Origin of the sequence: Evtepia gabavorous (assembly GCF_003425665.1) — a bacterium.
Lineage (GTDB): Bacteria > Bacillota > Clostridia > Oscillospirales > Oscillospiraceae > Evtepia > Evtepia gabavorous.
The window spans coordinates 1-24,321 of the sequence record NZ_QQRQ01000012.1 but is presented as its reverse complement, the minus strand read 5'-3'; the positions used below and the strand labels follow the sequence as shown (position 1 = coordinate 24,321).

The following is a 24,321-nucleotide window of genomic DNA, read 5'->3' as shown; positions in this document are numbered from 1 at the left end:
CCGCCATGGGTCCGGGGCGCGTTGGGTTTTGGGCGGCGGGGGCGCTCAGTCCACCTGGGGCAGGCCGGCAAAGCCCTGGGCCAGGTCGTCGTCGGTGGGGATGTAGTCGTTCATCTCCCCGTTGTTGAACTTCTCATAGGCCACCATGTCAAAATAGCCGGTGCCGGTGAGGCCGAAGACAATGGTCTTCTCCTCCCCGGTCTCTTTGCACTTGAGGGCCTCGTCGATGGCCACCCGGATGGCGTGGCTGGACTCGGGGGCGGGGAGGATGCCCTCCACCCGGGCAAAGTAGGTGGCCGCCTCAAAGACCTTGGTCTGCTCCACACTGGTGGCCTCAATGAGGCCGTCGTGGTAGAGCTGGCTGACCACCGGGCTCATGCCGTGGTACCGCAGGCCGCCGGCGTGGTTGGCCGAGGGGATGAAGCCGGAGCCCAGGGTGTACATCTTGGCCAGGGGGCAGACCATGCCCGTGTCGCAGAAGTCATAGGCGAACTTGCCCCGGGTGAGGCTGGGGCAGGAGGCGGGCTCCACGGCGATGATCCGGTAGTCGGCCTCCCCCCGGAGCTTCTCCCCCACAAAGGGGGAGATGAGACCGCCCAGGTTGGACCCGCCCCCGGCGCAGCCGATGACGATGTCCGCCTGGATGCCGTACTTGTCCATGGCCGCCTTGGTCTCCAGGCCGATGACGCTCTGGTGGAGCAGCACCTGGTTGAGCACCGACCCCAGCACATAGCGGTAGCCCTCCTGGCTGGTGGCGGCCTCCACCGCCTCAGAGATGGCGCAGCCCAGGGAGCCAGTGGTGCCCGGGTGCTCGGCCAGGATCTTCCGCCCCACGGCGGTGGTCTCCGAGGGGGAGGGGGTCACCGAAGCGCCGTAGGTCCGCATGACCTCCCGGCGGAAGGGCTTCTGCTCATAGCTCACCTTCACCATGTACACCTGGCAGTCCAGGCCCAGGTAGGCGCAGGCCATGGACAGGGCGGTGCCCCACTGGCCGGCGCCGGTCTCGGTGGTGACCCCCTTCAGGCCCTGCTTTTTGGCGTAGTAGGCCTGGGCGATGGCGGAGTTGAGCTTGTGGGAACCCGAGGTGTTGTTCCCCTCAAACTTGTAGTAAATCTTGGCCGGGGTCTGGAGCTTCTCCTCCAGGCAGTAGGCCCGGACCAGGGGGGAGGGGCGGTACATCTTATAGAAATCCCGGATCTCCTGGGGGATGGGGATGTAGGGGGTGTGGTCGTCCAGCTCCTGCTCCACCAGCTCCTGGCAGAACACCCCGCCCAGCTCCTGGGCGGTCATGGGCTGGAGGGTACCCGGATTCAGCAGGGGGGCGGGCTTGTTCTTCATGTCGGCCCGGACATTGTACCATGCCTGGGGCATTTCGCTCTCTTCCAAGTAGATTTTGTAGGGAATTTTTGTCTCATTTGCCATGGTATTTGGCTCCTTTCTCATGTGCAGGGACAAAAAAAGCTCCTGTCCCTTGCAGTATTTTGCAGGGACAGAAGCGACAGCTTCTGCGGTGCCACCCGGCTTGGCGCAGTATTTGCGCCCACTCAGCGCACTCCAACAAGTGCCGGCACGTGGTAACGGCGTGCTCTCCCCCGTCTCCCCTACTGGCGCCTGGGCGCGTTCGGTTTGCCCTCCCGGGACCATTCCACCGGCTCACACTCTACCGCGCTCACACCGCCCGCGGCTCGCTTGGAAAGGCGAGGTCCTGTGTACTCTTCCCGTTCCTCGGTTTATGTCCGTGAGTATAGCACCTGCCTCCCCCCTTGTCAAGTCTTTTTTTTCCTTTTTTCACGTTCCGCCGTTGCCGCCGCCGGCGGGGTGTGCTATCATAGATGCCATCGTTTCCCGTGCAGGAGGTCTTTTCCCATGCCATCCCTTCACCTTCGCCCGGCGGTCCCGGAGGACGCCGGGGAATTGCTGTCCATTTACCGCCCCTATGTGGAGCACACCGCCGTCACCTTCGAGTACGCCGTGCCCACCCCGGCCCAGTTCACCCAACGGGTGCGGGACACCCTGGCCACCCACCCCTACCTGGTGGCGGAGGCGGAGGGGACCCTGCTGGGCTATGCCTACGCCGCCCCCTTTCACCCCCGGGCAGCCTATCAGTGGGCCGCGGAGACCACCATCTACCTGCGGCAGGACCAGCGGGGCCGGGGGCTGGGCCGCCGGCTATATGGGGCCCTGGAGGCCCTGCTCACCGCCCAGAACGTCCTCAACTGCAACGCCTGCATCGCCCTGCCCCAGGTGGAGGACGAGACCCTCACCCTGGCCAGCCTCCGCTTCCACCAGCGCCTGGGTTATACCCCGGCAGGGCAGTTTCATCAGTGCGGCTATAAGTTCGGCCGGTGGTACCACATGGTCTGGATGGAAAAATTCCTGGGGGCCCATTCCCTCCCCCCGGCCCCCTTCCTGCCCTTCCCCCAGCTGGGGGAGCGGACCGCCGGCCTGCTGGCCCCCTGGGCTACGGCAGCCGTTTGGTAAACCAGGCCTGCAAGGGGGGCTGGAGCCGTTTGGCTATGAGCCCCACCCCCAGGGCGGCGGCCAGGGTACCCTCCCGGACCCCGTACAGCCCGTGCAGGCACAGCAGGGAGAGCAGGCTGGCCACCCCCACCAGCAGCACGTCAAAGGCCACCTTCAGGTTCCCAAAGGGAAAGGGGGTCACCCGGCACACCGCCAGCACGAACCCCTCCCCGGCCAGGGTCACCACCCCGGCCACCACTTCCAGGGCCACCCCGACGCCCACCAGGAACACCCCCGCCAGGCACAGCAGCCACCGCACCCCATAGGAGGGCACCGGGATGCCCTGGATCACCCAGACCCCCAGGTCGGTGAGGTACCCAAAGACCAGGGCCACCGGCAGCTGCAGCAGCTGGACAGGGTCGTACCGCCGGCGCAGGATTAGGAGCTGCAGCAGGATCAGCACCCCATGCAGGCAGATGGTGGCCGTCCCCACGCTCAGGGGGGTGAGCAGGCTGACCACATAGGGCAGGCTGGAAATGGGGGAGGTCCCCAGCCCGGCCTGGATGGAAAAGGCAATGCCAAAGGCGGTGATCAGCAGCCCCAGGCCCAGCAGGCCATACCGCCGGACCGTCTCCTGTCTGGTTGGTTTCACAGAAATCTCCGCCTCCTCTCTCCGGTGCCTGGGGAAAGACCCGGACGCGCTCCTCTGCTGCGCGTCCGGGTCTTGTCGCTGTTATGTCCAGGCGGTCACATAGGTCCACAGAATCTGGTCCCCCGCCTGGACCGTCCGTGTGTCGCAGCTGTCCATCACCATCTCGCCGTTGACGGTATAGGTCCAGCCCGAGGCCTCCCCATGGGCCCCGGCAGCCAAGTCCCCGATGGCGGTGACGTAAGCGGGGCTGCCCTGGGTGGTCACCGGGCAGCCGGCAGCTTTGGCGGCGGTTTTCAATGCCTCCAGTACCGTGCTGTTCTCCGTCACCGTACAGGGAGTGGAGAACAGGGTCCCATCCGCCTCCAGCGCAACCCCTGCCGCCCTGAGCTCCGGCAGGGCCTCCGCCTGGCAGGCCACCGTCACCGTGCAGGAGACTTCCTCCCCTGCCGCCGGGGCCAGGGCCTGGCGGATTTTGGGCCAGAAAGGCAGCACCAGCAGCACCGCCAGCAGCACCACGGCGATGACAATGTTTCTCCGGCTGGCTTTCATGGCGCCTCCCCTTCCAGCGTCAGCACCGCCGCCTTGGCGGCGGCCTGCTCGGCTTCCTTCTTGCTTCTGCCCTGGCCGCTGCCGATAACCCCATCGTTGAGAAGGACCTCCATGGCAAAGACCTTGGCGTGGTCCGGCCCGGACTCTCCGGTTAAGCGATAGGAGAGCACCTGGCCGTTCTCCCGCTGGACCAGCTCCTGGAGGGCGGTTTTATAGTCCCGGCCGGCGGCGGTCTTCTCCTGCTCCTGGTCCAGAACCAGACGGTGGATGAGCTTGCGCACCTGGCCGATGCCCCCGTCCAGGTAGACGGCGGCCAGCATGGCCTCCACCGCGTCGGCCTGGATGGAGGGGCGGGCCCGGCCGCCGCCATGGTCCTCCCCCTTGCCCAGTTTTAGGTAACTGCCCAGGTCCAGGGCCTGGGCCACCTGCACCAGGCTTCCTTCACACACCAGGGCGGCCCGAATCCGGGTCAGGTCCCCCTCCGGCAGGTCGGGCCGGGTGCGGTAAAGGTGGTCGGCCACCACCAGCCCCAGGATGGAGTCCCCCAAAAACTCCAGCCGCTCGTTGCTGGGTACCCCGGCGGCCCGGTGCTCGTTGGCGTAGGAGCTGTGGGTCAGGGCGTTTTCCAGCAAGCTCCGGTCCCGGAAGGAATAGCCGATCTTCTCTTCCAATGTCTTCATTCTCTTCCCCCTTCAACACACAACCCCCGGCCACTGGACGGGGGTTGCAGGCAGTCTTGCCAATTTTACATATCGAGTTTGCCCTGTAAGTAGCGCACCAGATCCCCCACGGTTTTGATGCCCGCCAGATCCTCCTCGCTCATCTCACCAATGTCAAATTCCTCTTCCAGGGCCATGGATAACTCCACGATATCCAGAGAATCAACGCCCAGATCTTCCTCAAAGTTGGTGTCCATGGTGATGGTATTGCCGTCCACGCCCAACTGATCCGCAATCAAGCTCTGTAATTTCTCTAAAATCATATCGAACTGCTCCTTTTTGGAATCCATTTTACTGGGGATGCTGTACTTAATATAGGGACTATTTCAGGTTCTGTCAATAGCAAATTGGAAAAATTACCCCTCTTTCTCCCCGGGTTCCAGGCGCATGTGGGCCACGTTGGCCGCGATGTCGCCCACAATGTCCGCCTGGGCCACCACCTGGGCCTGGCGGATGGCGTTGAAGAAGGCGTAGGCATTGGAGGAGCCGTGGGCCTTGATGACCGGCTGAGAGATGCCCAGCAGGGCGGTGCCCCCCACCTCGTTGGCGTCAAAGCGTTTCTTGAAAGCCCCGATGCTGTTTTTCAGCAGCAGGGCGGCCAGCTTGTTCTTGGTGCTGCCCAGGAGCATGTCCTTTAGGGCGTGGCTGAAGAGGGAGGCCGCCCCCTCCACGGTTTTCAGGAAGATGTTGCCGGTGAACCCGTCGGTAACCAGCACGTCTGCCGCCCCCTGGCTGATGGCCTCCCGGCCCTCGATGTTGCCCACAAAGCGGATGCGCCCGGCCTCGTGGGCCTGGGTGAGCAGAGCGTGGGCGGCCTTCTGGAGCTCCATGCCCTTGCTTGGCTCGGTGCCGATGTTCAGCAGGCCCACCCGGGGGTTCTCGATGCCCAGAAACCGCCGGGCGTAGTAAGCGCCCATAAAGGCGAACTGGAGCAGGTACTCCGGGGTGCCCTCGGCGGTGGCCCCGCAGTCAATGAGGACCATGTTCCCCCTGGCATTGGGCACCACCGGGGCCAGGGCCGCCCGGCGGATGCCCCGGATGCGTTTGATGAGCAGGGTGGCCGCCGACAGCAGGGCTCCGGTGGAACCGGCGGAGACGAAAGCCTCCCCCCGGCCCTCCTTGAGCAGGCGCAGGCCCACGGTCATGGAGGCGTCTGGCTTGTCCTTAAAGGCCCGGGCGGGGTTGTCCTCCATCTCAATGACCTGGCTGGCGGGGGCGATCTCCACCCCCGGGGGCGGGGCGGTGTGGCCCAGCTTGGCCAGGCAGGCCCCGATCTCCGCCGGCCGGCCGGTGAGCAGAACCTCCACGCCCAGCTCCCGGACCGCCCGCAGGGCTCCCTCCACAGGGGCCTGGGGGGCGTTGTCGCCCCCCATGGCATCCACGATGATTCTCATAGGTACGCCTTCTTTCTTGTTCCAAGTTCTTCCAACCCCGCCAGGATCTCCAGGGACCGCTGGGACAGGGCGGCGTTTTTATTCCGTTTCCCCTTCACCCGGTAGCCCAGGGGGGGCATGATGCCGAAGTTGATGTTCATGGGCTGGAAGTGCTCCACCGTCTCGTTGCTCACATATAGGGCCAGGGCCCCAAGGGCGGTCTCCGGGGGAAAGTCGATGGGCGCCTTGCCCTCCAGCCGCCGGGCCAGCTCCAGGGCGGCCACAAAGCCCGAGGCCGTGGACTCCACATACCCCTCCACCCCGGTAATCTGCCCGGCAAAGACGATCCGGGGCTCGGTGCGCACCCGGTAGTACCGGTCCAGCAGCCGGGGGGAATCCAAATAGGTGTTCCGGTGCATCACCCCGTAGCGGACAAACTCCGCCTGCCGGAGGGCGGGGATCAGGGAGAACACCCGCTTCTGTTCCGGCCAGGTCAGGTGGGTCTGAAAGCCCACCAAGTTGTAAATGCTCCCGCCGGCGTTGTCCCGGCGCAGCTGCACCACGGCGTAGGGCTCCCGCCCTGTCTTGGGGTCCCGGAGGCCCCGGGGCTTTAAGGGGCCGTAGCACAGGGTCTGCTCCCCCCGCCGGGCCATGACCTCCACCGGCATGCAGCCCTCAAAGACGTTCCTGTCCTCAAAGCCGTGGACAGGGGCCTCCTTGGCCGCGCACAGTTCCCGCCAGAAGGTCAGGTACTCCTCCTGGGTCAGGGGGCAGTTGATGTAATCGGCGGTTCCCTTGTCGTACCGGGAGGCAAACCAGGCGCTGTCCATGTCGATGCTCTCAAAGGTCACCAGGGGAGCCGCCGCGTCGTAGAAGTGCAGGGCTGTGCTGCCCGGAAAGCGCCGGGCAATGTCCCCGGCCAGGGCGTCGGCGGTGAGGGGGCCGGTGGCCACGATGACCTGCCCGGTCTCCGGCAGGGCGGTGACCTCCCCCTCCTCCACGGTGATGAGGGGATGGCTTCGGACCGCGTCGGTGACAGCCTGGGCGAAGGCCGTCCGGTCCACCGCCAGGGCGCCCCCGGCGGCCACCCGGTGCTCGTCGGCACACCGGAGAATGAGGGAGCCCAGCCGCCGCAGCTCCTCCTTGAGCAGGCCCACGGCGTTTTCCAGCTGGTCCGAGCGCAGGGAGTTGGAGCACACCAGCTCCCCAAACAGGTCGGCATGGTGGGCGGGGGTCTTTTTCCGGGGCTTCATCTCCCGCAGCACCACGGGGATGCCCGCCTGGGCCAGCTGCCAGGCGGCCTCACAGCCGGCCAGCCCGGCGCCGATGACGGTGACAGGCTCTCTCATGGCGTCTCCTCCGGCTCTCCCGGGGTCTCCTCCGGGGCTTTCTTGGTCTTCTTGGCGGCGGTCTTTTTGGCCGCCGGCTTGGCCTCCCCGGCCTTGGCGGTTTTCTTGGCCGCCGGCTTTTTCCCGGCGGTCTTCTTCTCCCCCGCCGCCTTCTTGGCGGTGCGCTTCTTGGCCGGGGCCTTCTCCGCCGCCTCTTCCGCCGGGGCGGTCTCCTGGGCGGGGGCGGCCTGGTCCTCGGCCTTGGCCTCCTCGGTTTTCTTTTTGCGGTAGCCCCCCCGCTTCTCCTCGGGGACAAAGGCGGGGCAGGCCTCGTTGATGCAGAAGGGCTTCTTAAAGCCCCGGCCGGACTTCTTGAACATGGTCTGGCCGCACTCGGGGCAGGTCTCCTTCACCGGCACATCCCAGGTCATAAAGTCGCAGGCCCGGCCCAGTTTGTCCCCGTTGTGCTCACAGCCGTAGTAGGTGTAGCCGTTGCGGGAGGTCTTTTTCAGCAGCCGGCTGCCGCACTTGGGGCACTTGCCAGGCATCTCAATGACCAGGGGCTTGGTGAAGGTACACTCGGGGAAGCCCGGGCAGGCCAAAAAGCGGCCGAACCGCCCGGATTTCACCACCATCTGCCGCCCGCACACGTCGCAGACCTCGTCGGAGACCTCGTCGGGGACCTTGATCCGGGTGCCATCCAGATCTTTTTCCGCCTGGTTCATCTCCTGGCTGAAGTCCTGGTAGAAGTCCCGCAGGACCTTTTTCCAGTTCTCCTCCCCGCTCTCCACCTTGTCCAGGCGGCTCTCCATGTCGGCGGTGAAATCATAGTCCACAATGTCGTGGAACTTGTCCTTCATGAGGCCCGTGACCACCTCCCCCAGGGGGGTGGTGTGGAGGTACTTGCCGTCCTTGACCACATACTCCCGGTTCATAATGGTGGTGATGGTGGGGGCGTAGGTGGAGGGCCGGCCGATCCCCTTCTCCTCCAGGGCCCGGATGAGGGTGGCCTCGGTGTACCGGGTGGGGGGCTGGGTGAACTTCTGCTCGGGCTTGGTGGCCGCCTTGGTCAGGGGCTCCCCCTCCTGGAGGTTGGGCAGGCGGGTCTGGAGCTCTCCCCCGTCCTCGTCCCGCCCCTCCTCGTACACCGCCAGAAAGCCCGGGAACTTCACCTCGGACCGGCTGGCCTTGAACACATAACCGGCGCTGGTCACCTCGATGCCCACGCTGTCATAGACCGCCGCGGCCATCTGGCTGGCCAGAAAGCGGCTCCAGATGAGCTTATACAGGCGGAACTGCTCGCTGGTCAGGTCCTTCTTGATGCTCTCCGGGGTGAGCTCCACATTGGAGGGCCGGATGGCCTCGTGGGCGTCCTGGGCCCCGGCCTTGGCCTTAAACTGCCGGGGGGCCGCCGGGAGGTAGTCCTGGCCATACCGGGCCCCAGCAAAAGACCGGGCGGCGGCCACCGCCTCGTCGGACAGGCGCAGGGAGTCGGTTCTCATGTAGGTGATGAGACCCACCGTCCCCTCCCCCTCGATGTCCACGCCCTCATACAGCTGCTGGGCGATGGACATGGTCCGCCGGGGGCTCATGTTCAGCTTCCGGGAGGCCTCCTGCTGGAGGGTGCTGGTGATGAAGGGGGGCGCCGGGGAGCGGTTTTTGTCCTGCCGCTTGATCCGGCTGACCGAAAAGGGGGCGTCCTGGATGGCGGCCAGGACCTCCTCCACCTGCTCCCGGGACTTGAGCTCCAGCTTCTTTTCCCGGCCGTAAAACTGGGTCTTAAAGCTGCCCTGGTTGGGGGCGATCCGGTCCAGGGTGACCTCCAGGGTCCAATACTCCTCGGGGACAAAGGCCCGGATCTCCTCCTCCCGCTCGGCCACCAGACGGGTGGCCACCGACTGGACCCGGCCGGCGGACAGGCCCCGGCGGATCTTCTTCCACAGCAGGGGGGAGAGCTCATAGCCCACAATCCGGTCCAAAACCCGCCGGGCCTGCTGGGCGTCCACCAGGTTCTGGTCAATCTCCCGGGGGGCGGCGATGCTCTCGGTGACCACCTTTTTGGTGATCTCGTTGAAGGTCACCCGGCTGGTCTTGTCATCGGGGAGCTCCAGCAGCTCCTTCAGATGCCAGGAGATGGCCTCCCCTTCCCGGTCCGGGTCGGTGGCCAGGTAGACCTTTTTGCTGTGGTCCGCCGCGTCCTTGAGCTGGGCGATGGTCTCCTCCTTCCCCTTGATGGGCTGGTACTGGGGCTCAAACTCCCCGGTCTCCAGGTCCACCCCCATCTTGCTCTTGGGCAGGTCCCGGACATGCCCCATGGAGGCCAGCACCTGATAGGTGGGCCCCAGATATTTTCCAATGGTTTTCGCTTTGGCCGGTGACTCTACGATTACTAAGTTTGCTTTCGCCACACGATTCCCTCCGAATTTCTGTTCTGCCGGTACCAGGCGTCTCCCGGCGCCGGCACAATGGTTCCGCGGGGTTCAGGGGGCGCCGGCCCCGCTGTCCCCGCCTGTATGGTCTCATCCCCTGGGGGGATGGGTACGGTCTTCTTTCAGCTCCACCAGGGTGGTGAACCGCCGCCCCGCCTCCGCCACCCACTGGCGGACCTGGAGCAGGGTGAGGGCGGAGAGCACCCGCCGGGCGGGAATGCCCGTGGCCTCCACCAAGTCGTCGGCGGACTGTTCCCCCCTGGCCTGCAGCGCCCGGAGCAGGGCGGCCTGGTCGTCGGTGAGGGCCTCCGGGTCCTTGCCCAGGTCCACCACCAGGCGGGCCGGGGCGGGTTCCTTCTGCTGGGGCGGTACTGGGGGCGGACTCTCCCGCCCCTCCAGCCGGGCCCGGGCCGCCCCGGGGGCCAAGGGTGTCTTTGGATGCAGTTTATCCGGGTAGAGGGCCGCATATTCCTCCACCACGTCCCAGGCGTCCTGGATCAGCTTGGCCTCTCCCCGCCGGATCAGGCCGTTGGGCCCCTGGCTCAGGGGGGCGTCGATCCCCCCGGGGACGGCGAACACATCCCGCCCCTGCTCCAGGGCCCATCGGGCGGTGATGAGGGCGCCGCTGGTCTGGCTCCCCTCCACCACCAGCACCCCCAGGCTCAGGCCGGCGATGAGGCGGTTACGCACAGGAAAATGGGGGCCGGTGGGCGGGGTGCCCGGGGGATACTCGCTGAGCAGCGCCCCGGCCGCCGCCACGTCCTCATAGAGGTCCCCATGTCCGGCGGGATAAATCACGTCAATGCCGCTGCCCAGCACCGACACCACCCGGCCGCCGCCCCGCAGCGCCCCCCGGAGGGCGGCGGCGTCCACCCCCTGGGCCATGCCGCTGACCACCAGGGCCCCCTGCCGGGCCAAATCCAGCCCCAGCCGGCCGGCGGCCATGATTCCATAGGGGCTGGCCTGGCGGGCCCCCACCAGGGCCACGGCGGCCTCCTGGTCCATCTGGGGCAGCCTTCCCCGGCCATAGAGCACGCAGGGAGCGCTGTCCAGCTGGCCCAGCCGCTGGGGATAGGCCGCGTCCTGGCAGGTGAGAACCCAGATGCCCAGGGCCTCGCACTGGGCCAGAATCTGGTCCGCCTGGGACAAGTCCTTGTCCTCCAGGGCCTGCCGGACCTTCTCCGGGAGGCCCGGACAGGCCTGAAGCTCCTCCCGCCCGGCAAAGTAGGCCCCCTCCGGGGTGCCAAAATGATGCAGAATCCGGGCAGCGTACATCCCCGGGGCAGGTCCCCGGGTGCTCAGCCAAACCCAGTGGCGCAGACTGCTCAACTGCCGCCCCTCCCTTCTGCCGATGGCACAATATCCTCATCCCACCGGGCCGAACCCCATCTGCCACAGCACCACCGTGCCGGCGGCCGCGGCGTTGAGGGACTCACAGCGCTCTGTCATGGGAATTTGCAAGGTCTTTTCACTGGCCGCCAGCACCGCCGGCGACACCCCCCGGCCCTCGCTGCCGATGACCACCGCGGCCCGGCCCAGAGGCAGGGTGCGGATGTCCTGGGTGTCCTCCCCCAGGGCAGTGGCATACAGGGGAAGGCCCGCCCGGGCCAGCCGGGGCAGCAGGTCCTCCAGCTTCCCCTCCCACACCGGCAGGCGGAAGCAGGCCCCCATGGTGGCCCGGAGGGTCTTGGGACTCCAGGGATCGGCGCAGCCGGGCAGCAGAAGGAGGCCGTCGGCCCCAAAGGCGTCCGCCGTGCGCCACAAGGTTCCCAGGTTCCCCGGGTCCTGGAGGCCATCCAGCACCAAATACCGGCTGCCGGTCAGCTCCTCCGGCAGGGCCCGGGCGGGCAGACGCGCCAGAAAGAGGACCTGCTGGGGCGTCTCGGTGGGGGCCACGGACCGCAGCAGGTCCCCGGGCACCTCCACCTGGCGGACCCCCTGGGGAATCCCAGCGGGGGGATGGGTCCCGGTCTGCCACAGAATGGTCTCCAGCCCGGCCCCCCACCGGAGGGCCTCGGCCAGCATCTTGGGCCCCTCACACACCATGACCCCCTCCCGCCGCCGGTACTTTCGGTCCCCGGTCAGCTTGCGGATGCGGGTGATGAGGGGATTGGTTCTGCTTGTAATACTCTCCATCGCTCCTCCAACCGCCTCTTGGGCGGGGAATGCCACAACATACCGGCAGAATCCCTGCCGGTATGCTGTATTGTTGATATTTCCATGGGACGGGGCCCCGGGCACGCGCCATACCGCTTGCGCCTGGACCCCGCCTGACCGCCTGCCCCGTTCCGGCATGGCAGTCAGGTTTGACAAGATCACGGACCTGGTGATCCGTGGAATCATACAAAGACAACTATAGCATAAGCCCCCCGAATATTCAAGTCAACGGTTTTTCGCATACTTTCTATTTTTTCATACCTTATATATAAAAAGAAGATCATCCAGTCAGAGGATCAGCTACAAATTAAACAGGCGGGCAGGGCGCTGCACCATTGGTCCGTCCACCGTCCCGCCTCCCCGGCAAATGGCCCCGCTCCTCGAAACAACGGGAGGCATCTGCCTCCCCGGCAACGCTGAAACCCCCGATTTCTATTGACCCCGGTGCTCTTGTGTGCTATACTTCGGTTAGCGTAAGCAAACTCCGTTCTGCGCCGCCCGGGCTGTGGTCGTGCAGGGGCTTTCGCGGCAGGCGGCAGACTTCCGCAGGGGCAGCGGCCCCTATCTTTTTTGATTTTAAGTTAGCTTAAGCTAACCAAAAAGGAGGTTTCTCAATGAAGGAAAAAAAGAAGAGCAGTGTGGCAATCCTGCTGGACTATGCAGGCAGCCACAAGGGGCTGACCTTCCTGGGCCTGGCTCTGTCGGCGGTGTCTATGCTGCTGAGCATGGTGCCCTACCTCTGTATCTGGCTGGTGGCCCGGGACCTGATCGCCGTGGCACCGGACTGGACCCAGGCACAGGGCATCACCCGGTACGGCTGGCTGGCCTTTGCGTTTGCGGTGGGGGGCATTTTGCTGTACTTCGCGGGGCTCATGTGCACCCACCTGGCGGCCTTCCGCACCGCGTCCAACATCCGCAAGCGGGGGGTGGCCCACATGATGCAGGCCCCCTTGGGCTTTTTCGACACCAACGCCTCGGGCCTCATCCGGGGGCGGCTGGACGCGGCGGCGGCGGAGACGGAAACGCTGCTGGCCCACAACCTGGCGGACATCGTGGGCACCATCACCCTGTTTGTGTCCATGCTGGTGATGATGTTCCTCTTTGACTGGCGGATGGGCGCCGCCTGCCTGCTGGCGGCGGTGATCTCGGTGGCGGCCATGTTCTCCATGATGGGGGGCAAAAACGCCAAACTGATGGCGGAGTACCAGGCAGCCCAGGACCGCATGACCAAGGCGGGCACGGAGTACGTCCGGGGCATCCCGGTGGTCAAGATTTTTCAGCAGACGGTCTACTCCTTCAAGGCTTTCCAGCAGGCCATTGAGGCGTACAGCAGCAAATCGGAATACTACCAGGACAAGGTGTGCCGGGTCCCCCAGTCCCTCAACCTGACCTTCACCGAAGGGGCCTTCGTGTTCCTGGTGCCGGTGGCGCTGTTCTTGGCGCCCAGCGCCCTGGCCGGCGGCGATTTTGCCGGATTTGTCACCAATTTCGCCTTCTACGCGGTCTTCTCCGCCATCCTCTCCACGGCCCTCGCCAGGATCATGTTTGCCTCCGCCGGCATGATGCTGGCCAGCACCGCCCTGGGCCGCATTGACCAGGTCATGTGCGCCCCCACGCTGAAAAAGCCTCCCCGGCCCCAGAAACCCCAGGACAGCCGCGTGGAGTTTGCAGACGTGAGCTTCACCTACGACGGCGCGGCCTCCCCCGCCCTCTCCCATCTCTCCTTCACCGTGGAGCCGGGGCAGACGGTGGCCCTGGTGGGGCCCTCCGGCGGCGGCAAAACCACCGCCGCCAGCCTGATCCCCCGGTTCTGGGATGCCACCTCCGGGGTGGTGAAGGTGGGCGGCGTGGACGTGACGCAGATAGACCCCCATGTGCTCATGGACCAGATCGCCTTTGTCTTCCAGAACAGCCGCCTGTTCAAGACGTCCATTCTGGAAAATGTCCGGGCCGCCCGCCCGGAGGCCACCCGGGCGCAGGTGGAGGCGGCGTTGATGGCCGCCCAGTGCGGGGATATCCTGGAAAAACTGCCCCAGGGCATGGACACCCAGATCGGCTCCGAGGGGACCTACCTCTCCGGCGGGGAGCAGCAGCGGGTGGCCCTGGCCCGGGCCATTCTGAAGGACGCCCCCATCGTGGTGCTGGACGAGGCCACTGCCTTTGCCGACCCTGAGAACGAGGCACTGATCCAGAAGGCCCTGTCCGAACTGACCCGCGGCCGCACGGTCATTATGATCGCCCACCGCCTGTCCACCGTGGTGGGGGCGGATCAGATTCTTGTCCTGGACAAGGGCCGCATCGTGGAGCAGGGGTCTCATTCGGTGCTCTCCACCGCAGGCGGACTGTATGCCCGGATGTGGGCGGACTATAACCAGGCAGTCCAGTGGAAAATCACCAGCGAAAGGGAGGTAGAGTAATGTTCGGTCAAAACTTTCAGCGCAAATACGCCTTGACAGACCAAGGCGTGCGGAACACCAAGAAGGGCACGTTCTGGACCTTTCTGGTCAACCTGATCGTCATGGGCGGCATGGGCATCCTGTACCTGCTCATGTACAAGCTGATGGACACCTTAACAGAGGGCCGGCCGCTGCCCAGCGCCCCTCCACTCCTCGGCCTGGTGGTTCTGTTTGTTCTCCTGTCCTTCCTCACCCATTTGCAGCAGTATAAGGCAACCTACGGCCTGGTCTACAACGAGGTCAAGGCCACCCGCCTCAGCCTGGCCGAGCGCCTGCGGAAGCTGCCCCTGGGCTACTTCGGCAAGCGGGACCTGGCCGACCTCACCGAGACCCTCATGGGGGATGTCAACCGCATGGAGCACGTCTGGTCCCATGTGCTGGGCTATCTGTACGGCTCCTACCTCTCCACGGCGCTCATCGCGGTGTGCCTGCTGGTGTATGACTGGCAACTGGCCATCGCCTGCCTGTGGGGGGTGCCCGTGGCCTTCGGCCTGCTGTTCGGCACCCGCAGGCTCTCCGCCCGCAGCTCTGAGCGGACGAAAAAGGCCGCCGTCCGCGTCTCCGATGGCATCCAGGAGGCCCTGGAGAATGTCCGGGAGATCCGCGCCACCAACCAGGAGGTCCGGTATCTGGCCGGGCTGAACCAGAAGATTGACGACCACGAGAAGGTCACCATCCAGGGCGAACTGGGCACCGGCATCTTTGTCAACGCCGCCAGCGTCATCATGCGTCTGGGCGTGGCCACCACCATCCTGGTGGGCGCCGACCGGATTCTCTCCGGCCAGATTGACTTCATGCTGCTCTTCCTGTTCCTGCTGGTCATCACCCGGGTCTATGCCCCCTTCGACCAGAGCCTGGCCCTCATCGCGGAGTTGTTCGTCTCCCAGGTGTCCGCCGACCGCATGACGGAAATCTACAACACGCCGGTGGCGGAGGGCACCGCGCACTTCCAGCCCCAGGGGCACGACATTGTGTTCCGCCAGGTGGGCTTTGCCTACGACAAGAAAAAAGTCCTGGACGGTGTGAGCTTCACCGCCAAGGAGGGGGAGGTCACCGCCCTGGTGGGCCCCTCCGGCTCCGGCAAGAGCACCTGCGCCCGGCTGGCCGCCCGGCTGTGGGACGCCACCGAGGGCACCATCCAGGTGGGTGGGGTGGACATCTCCACCGTGGACCCGGAGGCCCTGCTGCGGGATTACTCCATGGTGTTCCAGGATGTGGTGCTCTTTGACGACACCGTCATGGAAAACATCCGGCTGGGCCGCCGGGGGGCCACCGACGAGGAGGTGCGGACTGCGGCGGAGGCCGCCAACTGCGGGGAATTCATCCGCAGGCTGCCCCAGGGCTATGACACCCCCATCGGGGAGAACGGAGCCAAGCTCTCCGGCGGGGAACGCCAGCGCATCTCCATCGCCCGGGCCCTTTTGAAGGACGCCCCCATCGTCCTGCTGGATGAGGCCACCGCCAGCCTGGATGTGGAGAACGAGACCAAGGTCCAGGGCGCCCTCTCCCGCCTGCTGGCCGGCAAAACCGTGCTGGTCATCGCCCACCGGATGCGCACCGTGGCCGGGGCGGACCGCATCGTGGTGCTGGACAACGGCCGCGTGGCCGAGCAGGGCACCCCCGCCGAGCTGATGGCCCGCGGCGGACTCTACCGCCGCATGGTGGAGCTCCAGAGCCAGAGCGCCCAGTGGCAGCTGAACCAAGCGTAATCCCAGACAAAAAGACAACGCCGACAGCCGGGGACCCCTCACAGGGGCCCCCGGCTGTCGGCATATCGTGCCGTTTTTTCGTTCAAGCGGTGTAAAACAGGGGTAACATCGTGTGCAACGGGCCTGACAGGCCATGCGGCCCGTCCTGCTCAGTACAGCTTTGCCCCTGCCGGAATCCTGTCATCCACCATCAGCAGGTTCAGCCCTTCCCGGCCGTTTTCTTCATGCACCGCCGAAATCAGCATCCCCTCCGAATCAATGCCCATCATCTTTCTGGGGGGAAGGTTTACAATGGCGATGGCGGTTTTCCCCACCAGCTCCTCCGGTTCATAATACTCATGGATTCCGCTCAAAATGGTGCGTCTGCGTTCCGTTCCATCGTCTAATGTGAACTTCAGGAGTTTCTTGGACTTGGGCACCACCTCACAGGCCTCGATCTTCACAGCGCGGAAGTCCGACTTGGCAAACGTGTCGAAGTCAACCATTTCCTCAAAGAGGGGTTCTATTTTCACCTGGGAAAAATCCACCTTTTCCGCCACAGGCTTGGGCGCAGCGGCCCCCTCGGAATTGACGCTGTTTTCTTTCTTCGCGCTGTCCAGGGGCTTCATGGTCGGGAAGAGAATCACGTCCCGGATGGAGTCTGCCCCGGTCAGGAGCATGACGCACCGGTCGATGCCGATGCCCAGGCCACCGGTGGGGGGCAGGCCGTACTCCAGGGCGTTGATGTAGTCCTCGTCCATCATGCCGGCCTCCTCGTCTCCGCCGGCCCGGAGCTCCACCTGCTTCTGGAACCGCTGCTTCTGGTCAATGGGGTCGTTGAGCTCGGAGAAGGCGTTGCCCATCTCACTGCGGCAGATGAACAGCTCAAACCGCTCGGTGAGCCGGGGGTCCTGGGCCGACCGCTTGGCCAGGGGGGAGACATCCACCGGGTGCATGGTGATGAAAGTGGGCTGAATGAGCATCCCCTCCACCTTTTGGTCAAAGCACTCGTAGAGGGCGTGGCCCCAGGTGGGCTCCACCCCGTCCATGTCGATGCCCACGCCCTTGGCGGCGGCCACGGCCGCCTCGTCGCTGTCGATGGCCATGAAGTCCACCCCCAGGTACTGCTGGACCGCCTGGGCCATGGTCAGCCGGGGCCAGCCAGGGGCCAGGCTGATCTGCTCCCCCTGCCAGGTGACCTCATAGGTCCCCAGGATCTTCTGGGCGGCGGAGGAGAGGAAGGCCTCAAACAGGTCCATCATGTCGTGGAAGTCGGCATAGGCCTCATAGAGCTCCACGGTGGTAAACTCCGGGTTGTGCTTGGTATCCATGCCCTCGTTGCGGAAAATGCGACCGATCTCGTACACCCGCTCCAGGCCGCCCACGATCAGGCGCTTTAAGTGGAGCTCGGTGGCGATGCGCATGTACATGTCAAGGTCCAGGGTGTTGTGGTGGGTGATGAAGGGCCGGGCGGTGGCGCCGCCGGAGATGGTGTTGAGCACCGGGGTCTCCACCTCCATGTACCCCCGCTCGTCCAGGAAAGCCCGGAGATAGCGAATGAACTGGCTGCGGATCTCAAAGTTCCTGCGCACCTCGGGGTTCATAATCAGGTCCACGTACCGCTGGCGGTAGCGCAGCTCCTTGTCCTGCAGGCCGTGGAACTTCTCCGGCAGAGGCCGCAGGGACTTGGACAGGAGGGTGACGTTCTTGCACCGCACGCTCATCTCCCCCCGCTGGGTCCGGAAGACCTCGCCTTCCACCCCCACCAGGTCGCCGATGTCGTACTTTTTGAAGGCGTTGTACACCGCCTCGTCCATCTCATCCCGCCGGGCGTAGAGCTGGATGCGGCCGGTTTTGTCCTGCAGGTCGCAGAAGCTCACCTTGCCCATGCCCCGCTTGGACATGAGACGGCCGGCCACAGTCACAGCCTGCCCCTCCATCTGGTCAAAGTGGTCCTTAATCTGCTGGGTGTGGGCGGACACGGTAAACTTGGTCTGCTGGAAGGGGTCCTTCCCCTCCTTTTGGAGGGCGGCCAGCTTGTCCCGGCGCACCTGGAGAATCTGGGACAGGTCCTGTTCCTGCTCCTGGGGGTTGTCCTTTCTGTTCTTCTCTGCCATGTTTCGCAGCTCCTTTATCTTTCTGGGTTGGTTATCTCTGGATCTCCACAATCTGATAGCGGATGTTGCCGGCGGGGGCCTCCACCACCACCTCTTCCCCGGCCTTCTTGCCCAGCAGGGCCCGGCCGAAGGGGGAGTCCTCGGAGATGCGCCCGTTCATGGGGTCTGCCTCCTGGGAGCCCACAATTTGATAGTGCAAGGTCTCATCAAACTCCAAGTCCTTCACCACCACGTTGTTGCCCACGTGGACCATGTCCATGTGGTTCTCCTGCTCCTCAATGAGGGTGTAGTTGGACAAAATCTCATCCAGTTCCGCAATGCGGGAGTAGAGCTTGCCCTGCTCGTTTTTGGCCTCGTCGTACTCGCTGTTCTCCGACAGGTCCCCGAAGGAGCGGGCCTCCTTGATGAGCTCCGCCACTTCCTTCTCCCGCACGGTTTTCAAATACGTGAGCTCCTGCTTCAGTTCCTCCAGGCGCTCCGCGCTCAGTCTATATTCCTTTGCCATGGTGACACACCTTCCAATTCTTAATGGGGTCGCGTTACAATGGGACGGCCCGGGGGCCATACACATTATAAATATAATACTCCGTTTACATGTCTAAGTATTATAGGAACTTTCTCCCGGTCTGTCAAGGGGATGGACCTGCCCTTCGGCAGCGTACCGGGTTTTTCCCGGGAAAATCGCAGGGTTCCCCAGGTTTCCCGCCGGGGAAGGGTCCCCTCCCGGCCGGCCGGACCGGGCCCTCACTTCTCCATGGCCTGAATGGCCGCCTGCAGCTGTTCGTCCTCCTGGGGCTCCAGCTGCCCGGCCAGCAGCTTCTGCTCATCCTCCTCCGACAGGGAGCACAGGGGGTCCGGCGTCAGCCCGGTGCCGATCAGGGAGACCCCGCCGCCGGTGTAGTACCGGGCGGTGGACAGCCCAATGGCGCTGCCGTCGGGCAGGTCGAAGAGCACCTGGGAGAAGCCCTTGCCGCTGGTCTGCTCCCCGGCCACCACCGCCCCGGCGGACTCCTGGAGCTGGGCGGCCAAGAACTCCGCCGCGCTGTAACTGTTCCTGTTCACCAGCACCGCCATGGGCAGGTCCACACAGTCGGCGTCGGAGGTGTAGACCGTCTCCTTCCCGTCGGAACTCCGGTTGATGAAAATTTTCCCCTCGGGCAGCAGGTCATCCAGGATCTCCGTGAGCTCGGTGACATATCCCCCCGGGTTATTCCGCACGTCAAAGACCAGGGCCCGGGCCCCCTGGGCCTGGAGCTCCGCCACCCCCTGCTTCACCAGGTCGGCGGTGCCGGCGTAGAAGTTCTGGATGGTCACCAGCCCCACCTGGTCCTCCAGCAGCTTCCAGGCGGCGGTGATCCCATGGACCTGTTTCCGCTGGAGCTCCACCGTCCGGCGGGTGCCGTCGGCGGCCTCCACCTCCAGGGTGAGCCAGGTGCCCTCCTCCCCCTTGATGGCCTCCACCGCCTCCTCCCGGGTCTCCGGCTGGATGGCCTGGCCGTCCACGGCGCGGATGATCTCCCCCACCTGCAAGCCGGCCTCCTGGGCGGGGCTGCCCGCTGTGACTCCCACGATCTCCAGCCCGTCCGACGGCTCTTGGCTCACGGTGACGCCGATGCCCACATAGGCGTTGCTCCGGGCCTCCCGGGTCCGCTGGGCCTCCTCCGGGTCCAGGTAGTAGGACCACCGGTCCCCCAGGGAATCCACCATGGTCTCCAAGGTGGCCGAGAGGTTCTCCGCCGGGTCATACTCCCCCACAAACCGCTTCTCAATGAGCTGATGGGCCTGGAGCAGGGTCCGCCCGTCCTGGCCCAGCAAGTGCCAGGTGATCCCCAGGGTGGCCACCCCGCCCAGCAGAAAGCAGAGCAGGCAGACTACTCCCTTTCCAACGATTCGTTTCGTGTTGCGCTGCATGGCGTTTCCTCCTTCTCGCCCCCCGCCGGCGGATGCCGGCGAAAGAAAAGCAAGCGGCGGCCGCAGCCGCCGCTTTGCCTGATGGGTTGTCGCTTTTCCCGGTCTCAATACGGCAGCACTGTGGCCACCAGGGAGAGCACCAGGGACAGGCACAGGACCACCGCAACCACTGCGGCAATGCGCTTTTGCAGGCGCATGGGGTCCCGGCGCTTGGTCTTTTGCTTGCTCATGGGCTGTGCGTCGCCTCCTTGACTGCGTTATACCTTCAGGAACTTCCGAATGGCCATCACCGAACCGCCGGCGCCGATGACGAAGCCCGCAGCCAGGAAGACCAGCAAAATCCAGTGGGACATGCTGGAGAAGGGCAGGGTGCTGATAATGCCCAGCAGGTCGCTCTGGTCAATGGCTTTGACGATGAGGCCATAAATGCCCCACTGGCAGAAGAAGGCGATGATGCCCCCGGTCAGGCCCAGGATCATCCCCTCCACCAGGAAGGGCCACCGGACAAACCAGTTGGTGGCGCCGCACATCTTCATAATGGCGATCTCCTCCCGCCGGGTGAAGGTGGCCAGCTTGATGGTGTTGGCGATGATGGAGATGGAGATGAGCACCAGCATCACCACCAGAATGATGGCCAAAGCGGTGGCCACATTGCGCAGCATGACAAAGCCGTCGGCAATTTCCAGGGAGGCCTGCACCTTGGCAATGCCATCAATGTCCTTCACCTGGTCCACCGTCTCCTGCATCAGCTGGATGTCCACCACATGAATTTCATACCGGTCCCGAAGGGTGTCGGACTCCACGTTGTCAAACAGGTCCTGCCGTTCCTGGTTTGCCTTAAAGTTGGCCAGGGCCTCCTCCTTGGTGACAAAGTGGATGTCCGCCACATTGGGTACGGCCTTAATCTGACTTTCCAGCGCCTGGGCCTGGGCCCGGGTGAGGGAGTCGTCAATGTACGCCAGGAACTGGTTGTCGTCCTCCAAATCGCCCAGCACATGGTTGGCGTTGATGGCGATCAGGGAGAAGGAACCCATAATCAGCAGGCAGGCCACGGTCATGCACACCGCCGCAATGGACATGAGTCCATGGGTAAATATACTCCGGAAGCCCTCCCGGATATGATACCAAATCTGTCTATCTCCCATTGCCGTAATACCCTCCTGCCGCGTCGCTGATGATCCGGCCGCTCTCGATGGCCACCACCCGCTTGCCGAACCGGTTGACCAGCTCCCGCTCGTGGGTGACCACCAGGATGGTGGTGCCCATGTCGTTGATCTTCTCCAGCAGGGACATGATCTCCAGGGAGCGGGCGGGGTCCAGGTTGCCGGTGGGCTCGTCGGCGATGATGACGCTGGGGTTGTTGGCCAGGGCCCGGGCAATGGCCACCCGCTGCTGCTCCCCGCCGGAGAGCTGGGTGGGCAGCCGCCCCCCCTTATTGGTCAGGCCCACCAGGTCCAATACATAGGGAATCCGCCGGCGGATCTCATAGGTGGTGGCGCCCACCGCCCGCATGGCCACCTCAATGTTCTCATAGACGGTCTTTTTCTCAATCAGCCGGAAATCCTGGAAGACCACGCCAATGGTCCGGCGCATCAGGGGAATCTGCTTTTCGCTGATGTCGTTGAGGTTGTATCCATTGACCATCAGCTTGCCCCGGGTGGGAGAGATCTCCGCTGTGATGAGCTTGATGATGGTGGACTTGCCGGAGCCCGAGGGCCCCACCAGAAAGACAAAGTCCCCGTCGTCAATCTGCATGCTGACCCCTTTCAGGGCTTTTGTGCCGTTTTGATACTCCTTATGAATGTCTCTCAGACGAATCAAAGTAACACTCCTTTATCTATCTTGTGCTGTATTCGGTTGTCCTCCCCCGCGCCCGGCGGGGCGGTGCCCCGAACCCTTACGACTCGATCCCCCGGGAGACCAGATACTTTTTCACCATCAGGGCCACCTTGAAGGTGATGGCGTCGTCAAACTCCCGCAGGTCCAGGCCGGTGAGCTTCTTGATCTTCTCCAGCCGGTACACCAGGGTGTTCCGATGGACAAAGAGCTTCCGGGCGGTCTCCGAGACGTTCAGGTTGTTCTCAAAGAACTTGTTGATGGTAAACAGGGTCTCCTGGTCCAGGGCGTCAATGGGGTTCTTCTTAAATACCTCCTGGAGGAACATCCCGCACATCACCGTGGGCAGCTGGTAGATCAGGCGGCCGATGCCCAGGTTCTCATAGGTGATGATGGTCTTCTCCGTGTCAAAGACCTTGCCCACGTCGATGGCCACCCCGGCCTCCTTGTAGGCCCGGGCCAAGTCCCGGATGTGGCTGACCACGGTGCCGATGCCGATGGTGGTCTTGATCTTCAGGTTCTGGGCCAGGGCGTCCTCAATGCTCTTGGCAATGCGGTAGATCTCCTTGCCGTCGCCCCCCTCAGTGAGGGTCTTGATGACAGCGATGTCCGTCTCGTTGATGGAGATGACAAAATCCTCCTGGCTGTCGGAGAACAGGCTCTGGACCACGTCCACCGCCGCGATCTCCGCCGAGCCCACCTGCCGGACCAGAAAGACCGCCCGGAGGGCCTCCGAGGCGAAGTGGAGCTCCTTGGCCCGGACGTAGATATCCCCCAGCAGGATGTTGTCGGAGATGATGGCCTTCACAAAGGCGGTCTTGTCGTGCTTCTCCTCATAGTAGGCCTTGGCGCTGTTCAGGGCCACCGTCACCATGGAGCAGATGAGCTTGGCCTGCTCGTCACTGCCCTGGACAAAGGCGGCATAATCGTAGTGGGACCCCCGGCTGACCAACGGTTTGAAGGTCTTGTCCCCGTAGATCACCACGGCGGACTCATTCACATTTAAGGCGGAAGCAGCGCCCTCCCATTTCTCACCGATCCAGGTCAGCTGGTTGCAGGACACCACGGTGCCCTGGTCGTCGATGACGCCGATGACCCGGTCCGTGCACTCCTTCATTTGGAGCACAATGCTTTGAAATACTCTGCTGGACATGTCTATTTCCTCCTCATATTTGCTCTCAAAAGGGGGTTTTTCCTGGTTTCTACGTACGAAAATTAGAATTCCCCATGATGGCATCATAGAATAGCCTATATTATAGCGGTTCCTTCGAGCGATTTCAATAGCTTTTTCGTGAATCTTTGTGGAAAATGCCGAAATAATTCCTTTTATCGTCCAAGACTGGCTTTTTCTTCCGGGGTCAACGGCCGCCAAGCCCCTGCCGGAAGGGCCGGGTCCAGGGTCAGGGGCCCCATGGACAGGCGTTTGAGATAGGTCACAGGCTTCCCTCGGGCGGCCAGCATGCGCTTGACCTGGTGATACTTCCCCTCCCGGAGGGTCACCAAGCCCTGGCTGGGCGGGTCCAGCACCGTCAGGTCCGCCGGCTGGCACACCGTCCCGTCGGCCAGGGTCACTCCCGCCTGAAAGGCCCGCCGGTCCTGCTGGTCCAGCCGGCCGTCCACCTCCACATAGTAGACCTTGTCCACATGCCGCCCCGGCGCCAAAAGGGCGTGGGCCAGAGGTCCGTCATTGGTGAGCAGGAGCAGCCCCTCGGTGTCCTTGTCCAGCCGCCCCACGGGAAACAGCGCCCGCCGCCGCAGATGCTGGGGCAGCAGGTCCAGCACCGTCCGCTCCCGGGGGTCCTGGGTGGAGGAGACCACCCCGGCGGGCTTGTGGAGCATCACATAAACCCCCTGCTCCGTGGCAATGGGCCGGCCATCCACTGTGACGGGGGTGCCTTCGGCCACCTTGTCCTCCGGTCCCTTGGGCCGGGCGCCCCCTACCTGGACCCGGCCCGCCTTGACCAACGCCTTGGCCTCTTTCCGGGACCACTGGCCCGTGGCCGCCAACAGCTTGTCCAACCGCTCCATGGTCTCTCCCCTCCTGTACCCGTTGTTTTCGCCATTGTATCATATTTTTTCCGCCGTGGACATAGAGTAAGGAGAAGATTTTCGCCGCCGGTCCCCTTTCCCGGCCGCCGGCGCCGCACTGAGAGGAGCTACCATCCATGATCATCATCACCAAGAAACTCCATCCCCGCCGCCTGGTGGCCGGCTGCGCCCTGTTCGCCCTGGCCCTGGGGGTTCTGGGGGCCGGCCTGGGACTGGTGCGGGACATCCAGAGCGCCGCGGCCGTGGCCGACCTGCAAGTGGACCCCCGGGGCATCAAAACCAACGCCGACCGGGTGGCCTTTCTGGAGGGCTACGGCTGGATCGTCTCCCAGGAGCCTGCCGCCGTAGAGGACATCCGCCTCCCGGACACCTTCGACGCCTCCTACGACGAGTACCTGTCCCTCCAGAAATCCCAGGGCTTCGACCTGTCCCAGTACGCCGGCAAAACCGTCAAACGCTATACCTATCAGGTCTCCAACTACCCCGGTTTACAGGAAAATATCTGGGCCAGTCTTCTCCTCTATAAAAAAGAGGTCATCGGCGGGGAGATCTACTCCAACGAGGGGGACGGCTTCATCCAGGCCCTGCCCTACCCCG

22 protein-coding genes are annotated in these 24,321 nt (G+C 64.3%); 4 read left to right on the top strand and 18 right to left on the bottom strand.

Annotation, left to right across the window (positions count from 1 at the left end; genetic code table 11):
• Nucleotides 1-45: 45 nt before the first annotated feature.
• A complete protein-coding gene (locus DV520_RS07980) occupies nucleotides 46-1,422 on the bottom strand; it encodes a TrpB-like pyridoxal phosphate-dependent enzyme (protein ID WP_021919515.1) in 1,377 nt (458 codons plus the stop codon).
• Between the two features lie 444 nt (nucleotides 1,423-1,866).
• Here DV520_RS07980 and DV520_RS07975 point away from each other — a divergent pair, with 444 nt between their 5' ends.
• Nucleotides 1,867-2,481, top strand: a complete 615-nt coding sequence (locus DV520_RS07975; RefSeq protein WP_117142382.1) for a GNAT family N-acetyltransferase — start codon at nucleotides 1,867-1,869, stop codon at nucleotides 2,479-2,481.
• Here the strand turns inward: DV520_RS07975 and DV520_RS07970 are convergent.
• The 9 genes from DV520_RS07970 to DV520_RS07930 form a co-directional block, all read right to left on the bottom strand.
• Nucleotides 2,462-3,112, bottom strand: a complete 651-nt coding sequence (locus tag DV520_RS07970) for a YczE/YyaS/YitT family protein (RefSeq protein WP_187422460.1) — start codon at nucleotides 3,110-3,112, stop codon at nucleotides 2,462-2,464. The genes DV520_RS07975 and DV520_RS07970 overlap by 20 nt on opposite strands.
• Before the next feature lie 81 nt (nucleotides 3,113-3,193).
• A complete protein-coding gene (locus DV520_RS12315; protein WP_165850071.1) occupies nucleotides 3,194-3,661 on the bottom strand; it encodes a DUF4430 domain-containing protein in 468 nt (155 codons plus the stop codon).
• A complete protein-coding gene (gene rnc, locus DV520_RS07960; RefSeq protein WP_117142380.1) occupies nucleotides 3,658-4,341 on the bottom strand; it encodes a ribonuclease III in 684 nt (227 codons plus the stop codon). Before rnc ends, DV520_RS12315 begins: the two co-directional genes overlap by 4 nt.
• Nucleotides 4,342-4,406: 65 nt before the next feature.
• Nucleotides 4,407-4,643, bottom strand: a complete 237-nt coding sequence (gene acpP, locus DV520_RS07955; RefSeq protein WP_021919501.1) for an acyl carrier protein — start codon at nucleotides 4,641-4,643, stop codon at nucleotides 4,407-4,409.
• Nucleotides 4,644-4,736: 93 nt separating this feature from the next.
• Nucleotides 4,737-5,774, bottom strand: a complete 1,038-nt coding sequence (gene plsX, locus DV520_RS07950; RefSeq protein ID WP_117142379.1) for a phosphate acyltransferase PlsX — start codon at nucleotides 5,772-5,774, stop codon at nucleotides 4,737-4,739.
• Entirely contained in the window at nucleotides 5,771-7,102 is a 1,332-nt protein-coding gene (gene trmFO / locus DV520_RS07945; protein WP_117142378.1) for a methylenetetrahydrofolate--tRNA-(uracil(54)-C(5))-methyltransferase (FADH(2)-oxidizing) TrmFO, read from the bottom strand. Before trmFO ends, plsX begins: the two co-directional genes overlap by 4 nt.
• The gene (topA, locus tag DV520_RS07940; RefSeq protein ID WP_117142377.1) at nucleotides 7,099-9,489 is read right to left on the bottom strand and encodes a type I DNA topoisomerase; all 2,391 of its coding nucleotides are present in this window, start codon (nucleotides 9,487-9,489) and stop codon (nucleotides 7,099-7,101) included. The genes trmFO and topA overlap by 4 nt, the downstream gene beginning before the upstream one ends.
• A gap of 111 nt (nucleotides 9,490-9,600) precedes the next feature.
• Nucleotides 9,601-10,839: a DNA-processing protein DprA gene (gene dprA, locus DV520_RS07935; RefSeq protein ID WP_117142376.1), complete on the bottom strand. Its 1,239-nt coding sequence runs from the start codon at nucleotides 10,837-10,839 to the stop codon at nucleotides 9,601-9,603.
• A gap of 36 nt (nucleotides 10,840-10,875) precedes the next feature.
• On the bottom strand, nucleotides 10,876-11,646 hold the full coding sequence (locus tag DV520_RS07930; RefSeq protein WP_117142375.1) for a TrmH family RNA methyltransferase: 771 nt from the start codon (nucleotides 11,644-11,646) through the stop codon (nucleotides 10,876-10,878).
• A gap of 635 nt (nucleotides 11,647-12,281) precedes the next feature.
• Here DV520_RS07930 and DV520_RS07925 point away from each other — a divergent pair.
• Complete coding sequence (locus tag DV520_RS07925; RefSeq protein ID WP_117142374.1) at nucleotides 12,282-14,084, top strand: ABC transporter ATP-binding protein; 1,803 nt, start codon at nucleotides 12,282-12,284, stop codon at nucleotides 14,082-14,084.
• On the top strand, nucleotides 14,084-15,832 hold the full coding sequence (locus tag DV520_RS07920) for an ABC transporter ATP-binding protein (RefSeq protein WP_117142373.1): 1,749 nt from the start codon (nucleotides 14,084-14,086) through the stop codon (nucleotides 15,830-15,832). Before DV520_RS07925 ends, DV520_RS07920 begins: the two co-directional genes overlap by 1 nt.
• Before the next feature lie 149 nt (nucleotides 15,833-15,981).
• Here DV520_RS07920 and lysS read toward each other — a convergent pair whose 3' ends face one another.
• The 8 genes from lysS to DV520_RS07885 form a co-directional block, all read right to left on the bottom strand.
• On the bottom strand, nucleotides 15,982-17,928 hold the full coding sequence (gene lysS / locus DV520_RS07915) for a lysine--tRNA ligase (protein WP_117142372.1): 1,947 nt from the start codon (nucleotides 17,926-17,928) through the stop codon (nucleotides 15,982-15,984).
• A 31-nt stretch (nucleotides 17,929-17,959) separates the two neighbouring features.
• Nucleotides 17,960-18,433 (bottom strand): transcription elongation factor GreA, encoded by a 474-nt coding sequence (gene greA, locus DV520_RS07910; RefSeq protein ID WP_021919901.1) that lies wholly within the window; start codon nucleotides 18,431-18,433, stop codon nucleotides 17,960-17,962.
• Between the two features lie 239 nt (nucleotides 18,434-18,672).
• Nucleotides 18,673-19,839 (bottom strand): S41 family peptidase, encoded by a 1,167-nt coding sequence (locus DV520_RS07905; RefSeq protein ID WP_117142371.1) that lies wholly within the window; start codon nucleotides 19,837-19,839, stop codon nucleotides 18,673-18,675.
• Nucleotides 19,840-19,943: 104 nt separating this feature from the next.
• Nucleotides 19,944-20,069 (bottom strand): hypothetical protein, encoded by a 126-nt coding sequence (locus DV520_RS12685; protein ID WP_021919903.1) that lies wholly within the window; start codon nucleotides 20,067-20,069, stop codon nucleotides 19,944-19,946.
• 27 nt (nucleotides 20,070-20,096) lie between these two features.
• Nucleotides 20,097-20,984 carry a permease-like cell division protein FtsX gene (ftsX, locus tag DV520_RS07900; RefSeq protein WP_021919904.1) on the bottom strand — a complete coding sequence of 296 codons (888 nt, stop codon included), beginning with the start codon at nucleotides 20,982-20,984 and terminating at the stop codon, nucleotides 20,097-20,099.
• Complete coding sequence (gene ftsE / locus DV520_RS07895) at nucleotides 20,974-21,660, bottom strand: cell division ATP-binding protein FtsE (protein WP_117142370.1); 687 nt, start codon at nucleotides 21,658-21,660, stop codon at nucleotides 20,974-20,976. The genes ftsX and ftsE overlap by 11 nt, the downstream gene beginning before the upstream one ends.
• Nucleotides 21,661-21,736: 76 nt before the next feature.
• The gene (locus DV520_RS07890; protein WP_021919204.1) at nucleotides 21,737-22,828 is read right to left on the bottom strand and encodes a PucR family transcriptional regulator; all 1,092 of its coding nucleotides are present in this window, start codon (nucleotides 22,826-22,828) and stop codon (nucleotides 21,737-21,739) included.
• A 173-nt stretch (nucleotides 22,829-23,001) separates the two neighbouring features.
• Entirely contained in the window at nucleotides 23,002-23,703 is a 702-nt protein-coding gene (locus DV520_RS07885; protein ID WP_117142369.1) for a pseudouridine synthase, read from the bottom strand.
• Nucleotides 23,704-23,840: 137 nt separating this feature from the next.
• Here DV520_RS07885 and DV520_RS07880 point away from each other — a divergent pair.
• The coding region (locus DV520_RS07880) for a DUF4830 domain-containing protein (protein ID WP_117142368.1) at nucleotides 23,841-24,321 on the top strand (481 nt) is incomplete at its 3' end.

Bases quoted from the DNA above. Each gene is read 5' to 3' on its own strand.
- ftsX (WP_021919904.1), bottom strand. From the start codon at position 20,984: ATGGGAGATAGACAGATTTGGTATCATATCCGGGAGGGCTTCCGGAGT.
- lysS (WP_117142372.1), bottom strand. From the start codon at position 17,928: ATGGCAGAGAAGAACAGAAAGGACAACCCCCAGGAGCAGGAACAGGAC.
- acpP (WP_021919501.1), bottom strand. From the start codon at position 4,643: ATGATTTTAGAGAAATTACAGAGCTTGATTGCGGATCAGTTGGGCGTG.
- DV520_RS07920 (WP_117142373.1), top strand. From the start codon at position 14,084: ATGTTCGGTCAAAACTTTCAGCGCAAATACGCCTTGACAGACCAAGGC.
- DV520_RS07905 (WP_117142371.1), bottom strand. From the start codon at position 19,839: ATGCAGCGCAACACGAAACGAATCGTTGGAAAGGGAGTAGTCTGCCTG.
- rnc (WP_117142380.1), bottom strand. From the start codon at position 4,341: ATGAAGACATTGGAAGAGAAGATCGGCTATTCCTTCCGGGACCGGAGC.
- DV520_RS07980 (WP_021919515.1), bottom strand. From the start codon at position 1,422: ATGGCAAATGAGACAAAAATTCCCTACAAAATCTACTTGGAAGAGAGC.
- DV520_RS07930 (WP_117142375.1), bottom strand. From the start codon at position 11,646: ATGGAGAGTATTACAAGCAGAACCAATCCCCTCATCACCCGCATCCGC.
- DV520_RS07975 (WP_117142382.1), top strand. From the start codon at position 1,867: ATGCCATCCCTTCACCTTCGCCCGGCGGTCCCGGAGGACGCCGGGGAA.
- DV520_RS12315 (WP_165850071.1), bottom strand. From the start codon at position 3,661: ATGAAAGCCAGCCGGAGAAACATTGTCATCGCCGTGGTGCTGCTGGCG.
- DV520_RS07890 (WP_021919204.1), bottom strand. From the start codon at position 22,828: ATGTCCAGCAGAGTATTTCAAAGCATTGTGCTCCAAATGAAGGAGTGC.
- DV520_RS12685 (WP_021919903.1), bottom strand. From the start codon at position 20,069: ATGAGCAAGCAAAAGACCAAGCGCCGGGACCCCATGCGCCTGCAAAAG.
- greA (WP_021919901.1), bottom strand. From the start codon at position 18,433: ATGGCAAAGGAATATAGACTGAGCGCGGAGCGCCTGGAGGAACTGAAG.
- DV520_RS07925 (WP_117142374.1), top strand. From the start codon at position 12,282: ATGAAGGAAAAAAAGAAGAGCAGTGTGGCAATCCTGCTGGACTATGCA.
- trmFO (WP_117142378.1), bottom strand. From the start codon at position 7,102: ATGAGAGAGCCTGTCACCGTCATCGGCGCCGGGCTGGCCGGCTGTGAG.
- DV520_RS07885 (WP_117142369.1), bottom strand. From the start codon at position 23,703: ATGGAGCGGTTGGACAAGCTGTTGGCGGCCACGGGCCAGTGGTCCCGG.
- plsX (WP_117142379.1), bottom strand. From the start codon at position 5,774: ATGAGAATCATCGTGGATGCCATGGGGGGCGACAACGCCCCCCAGGCC.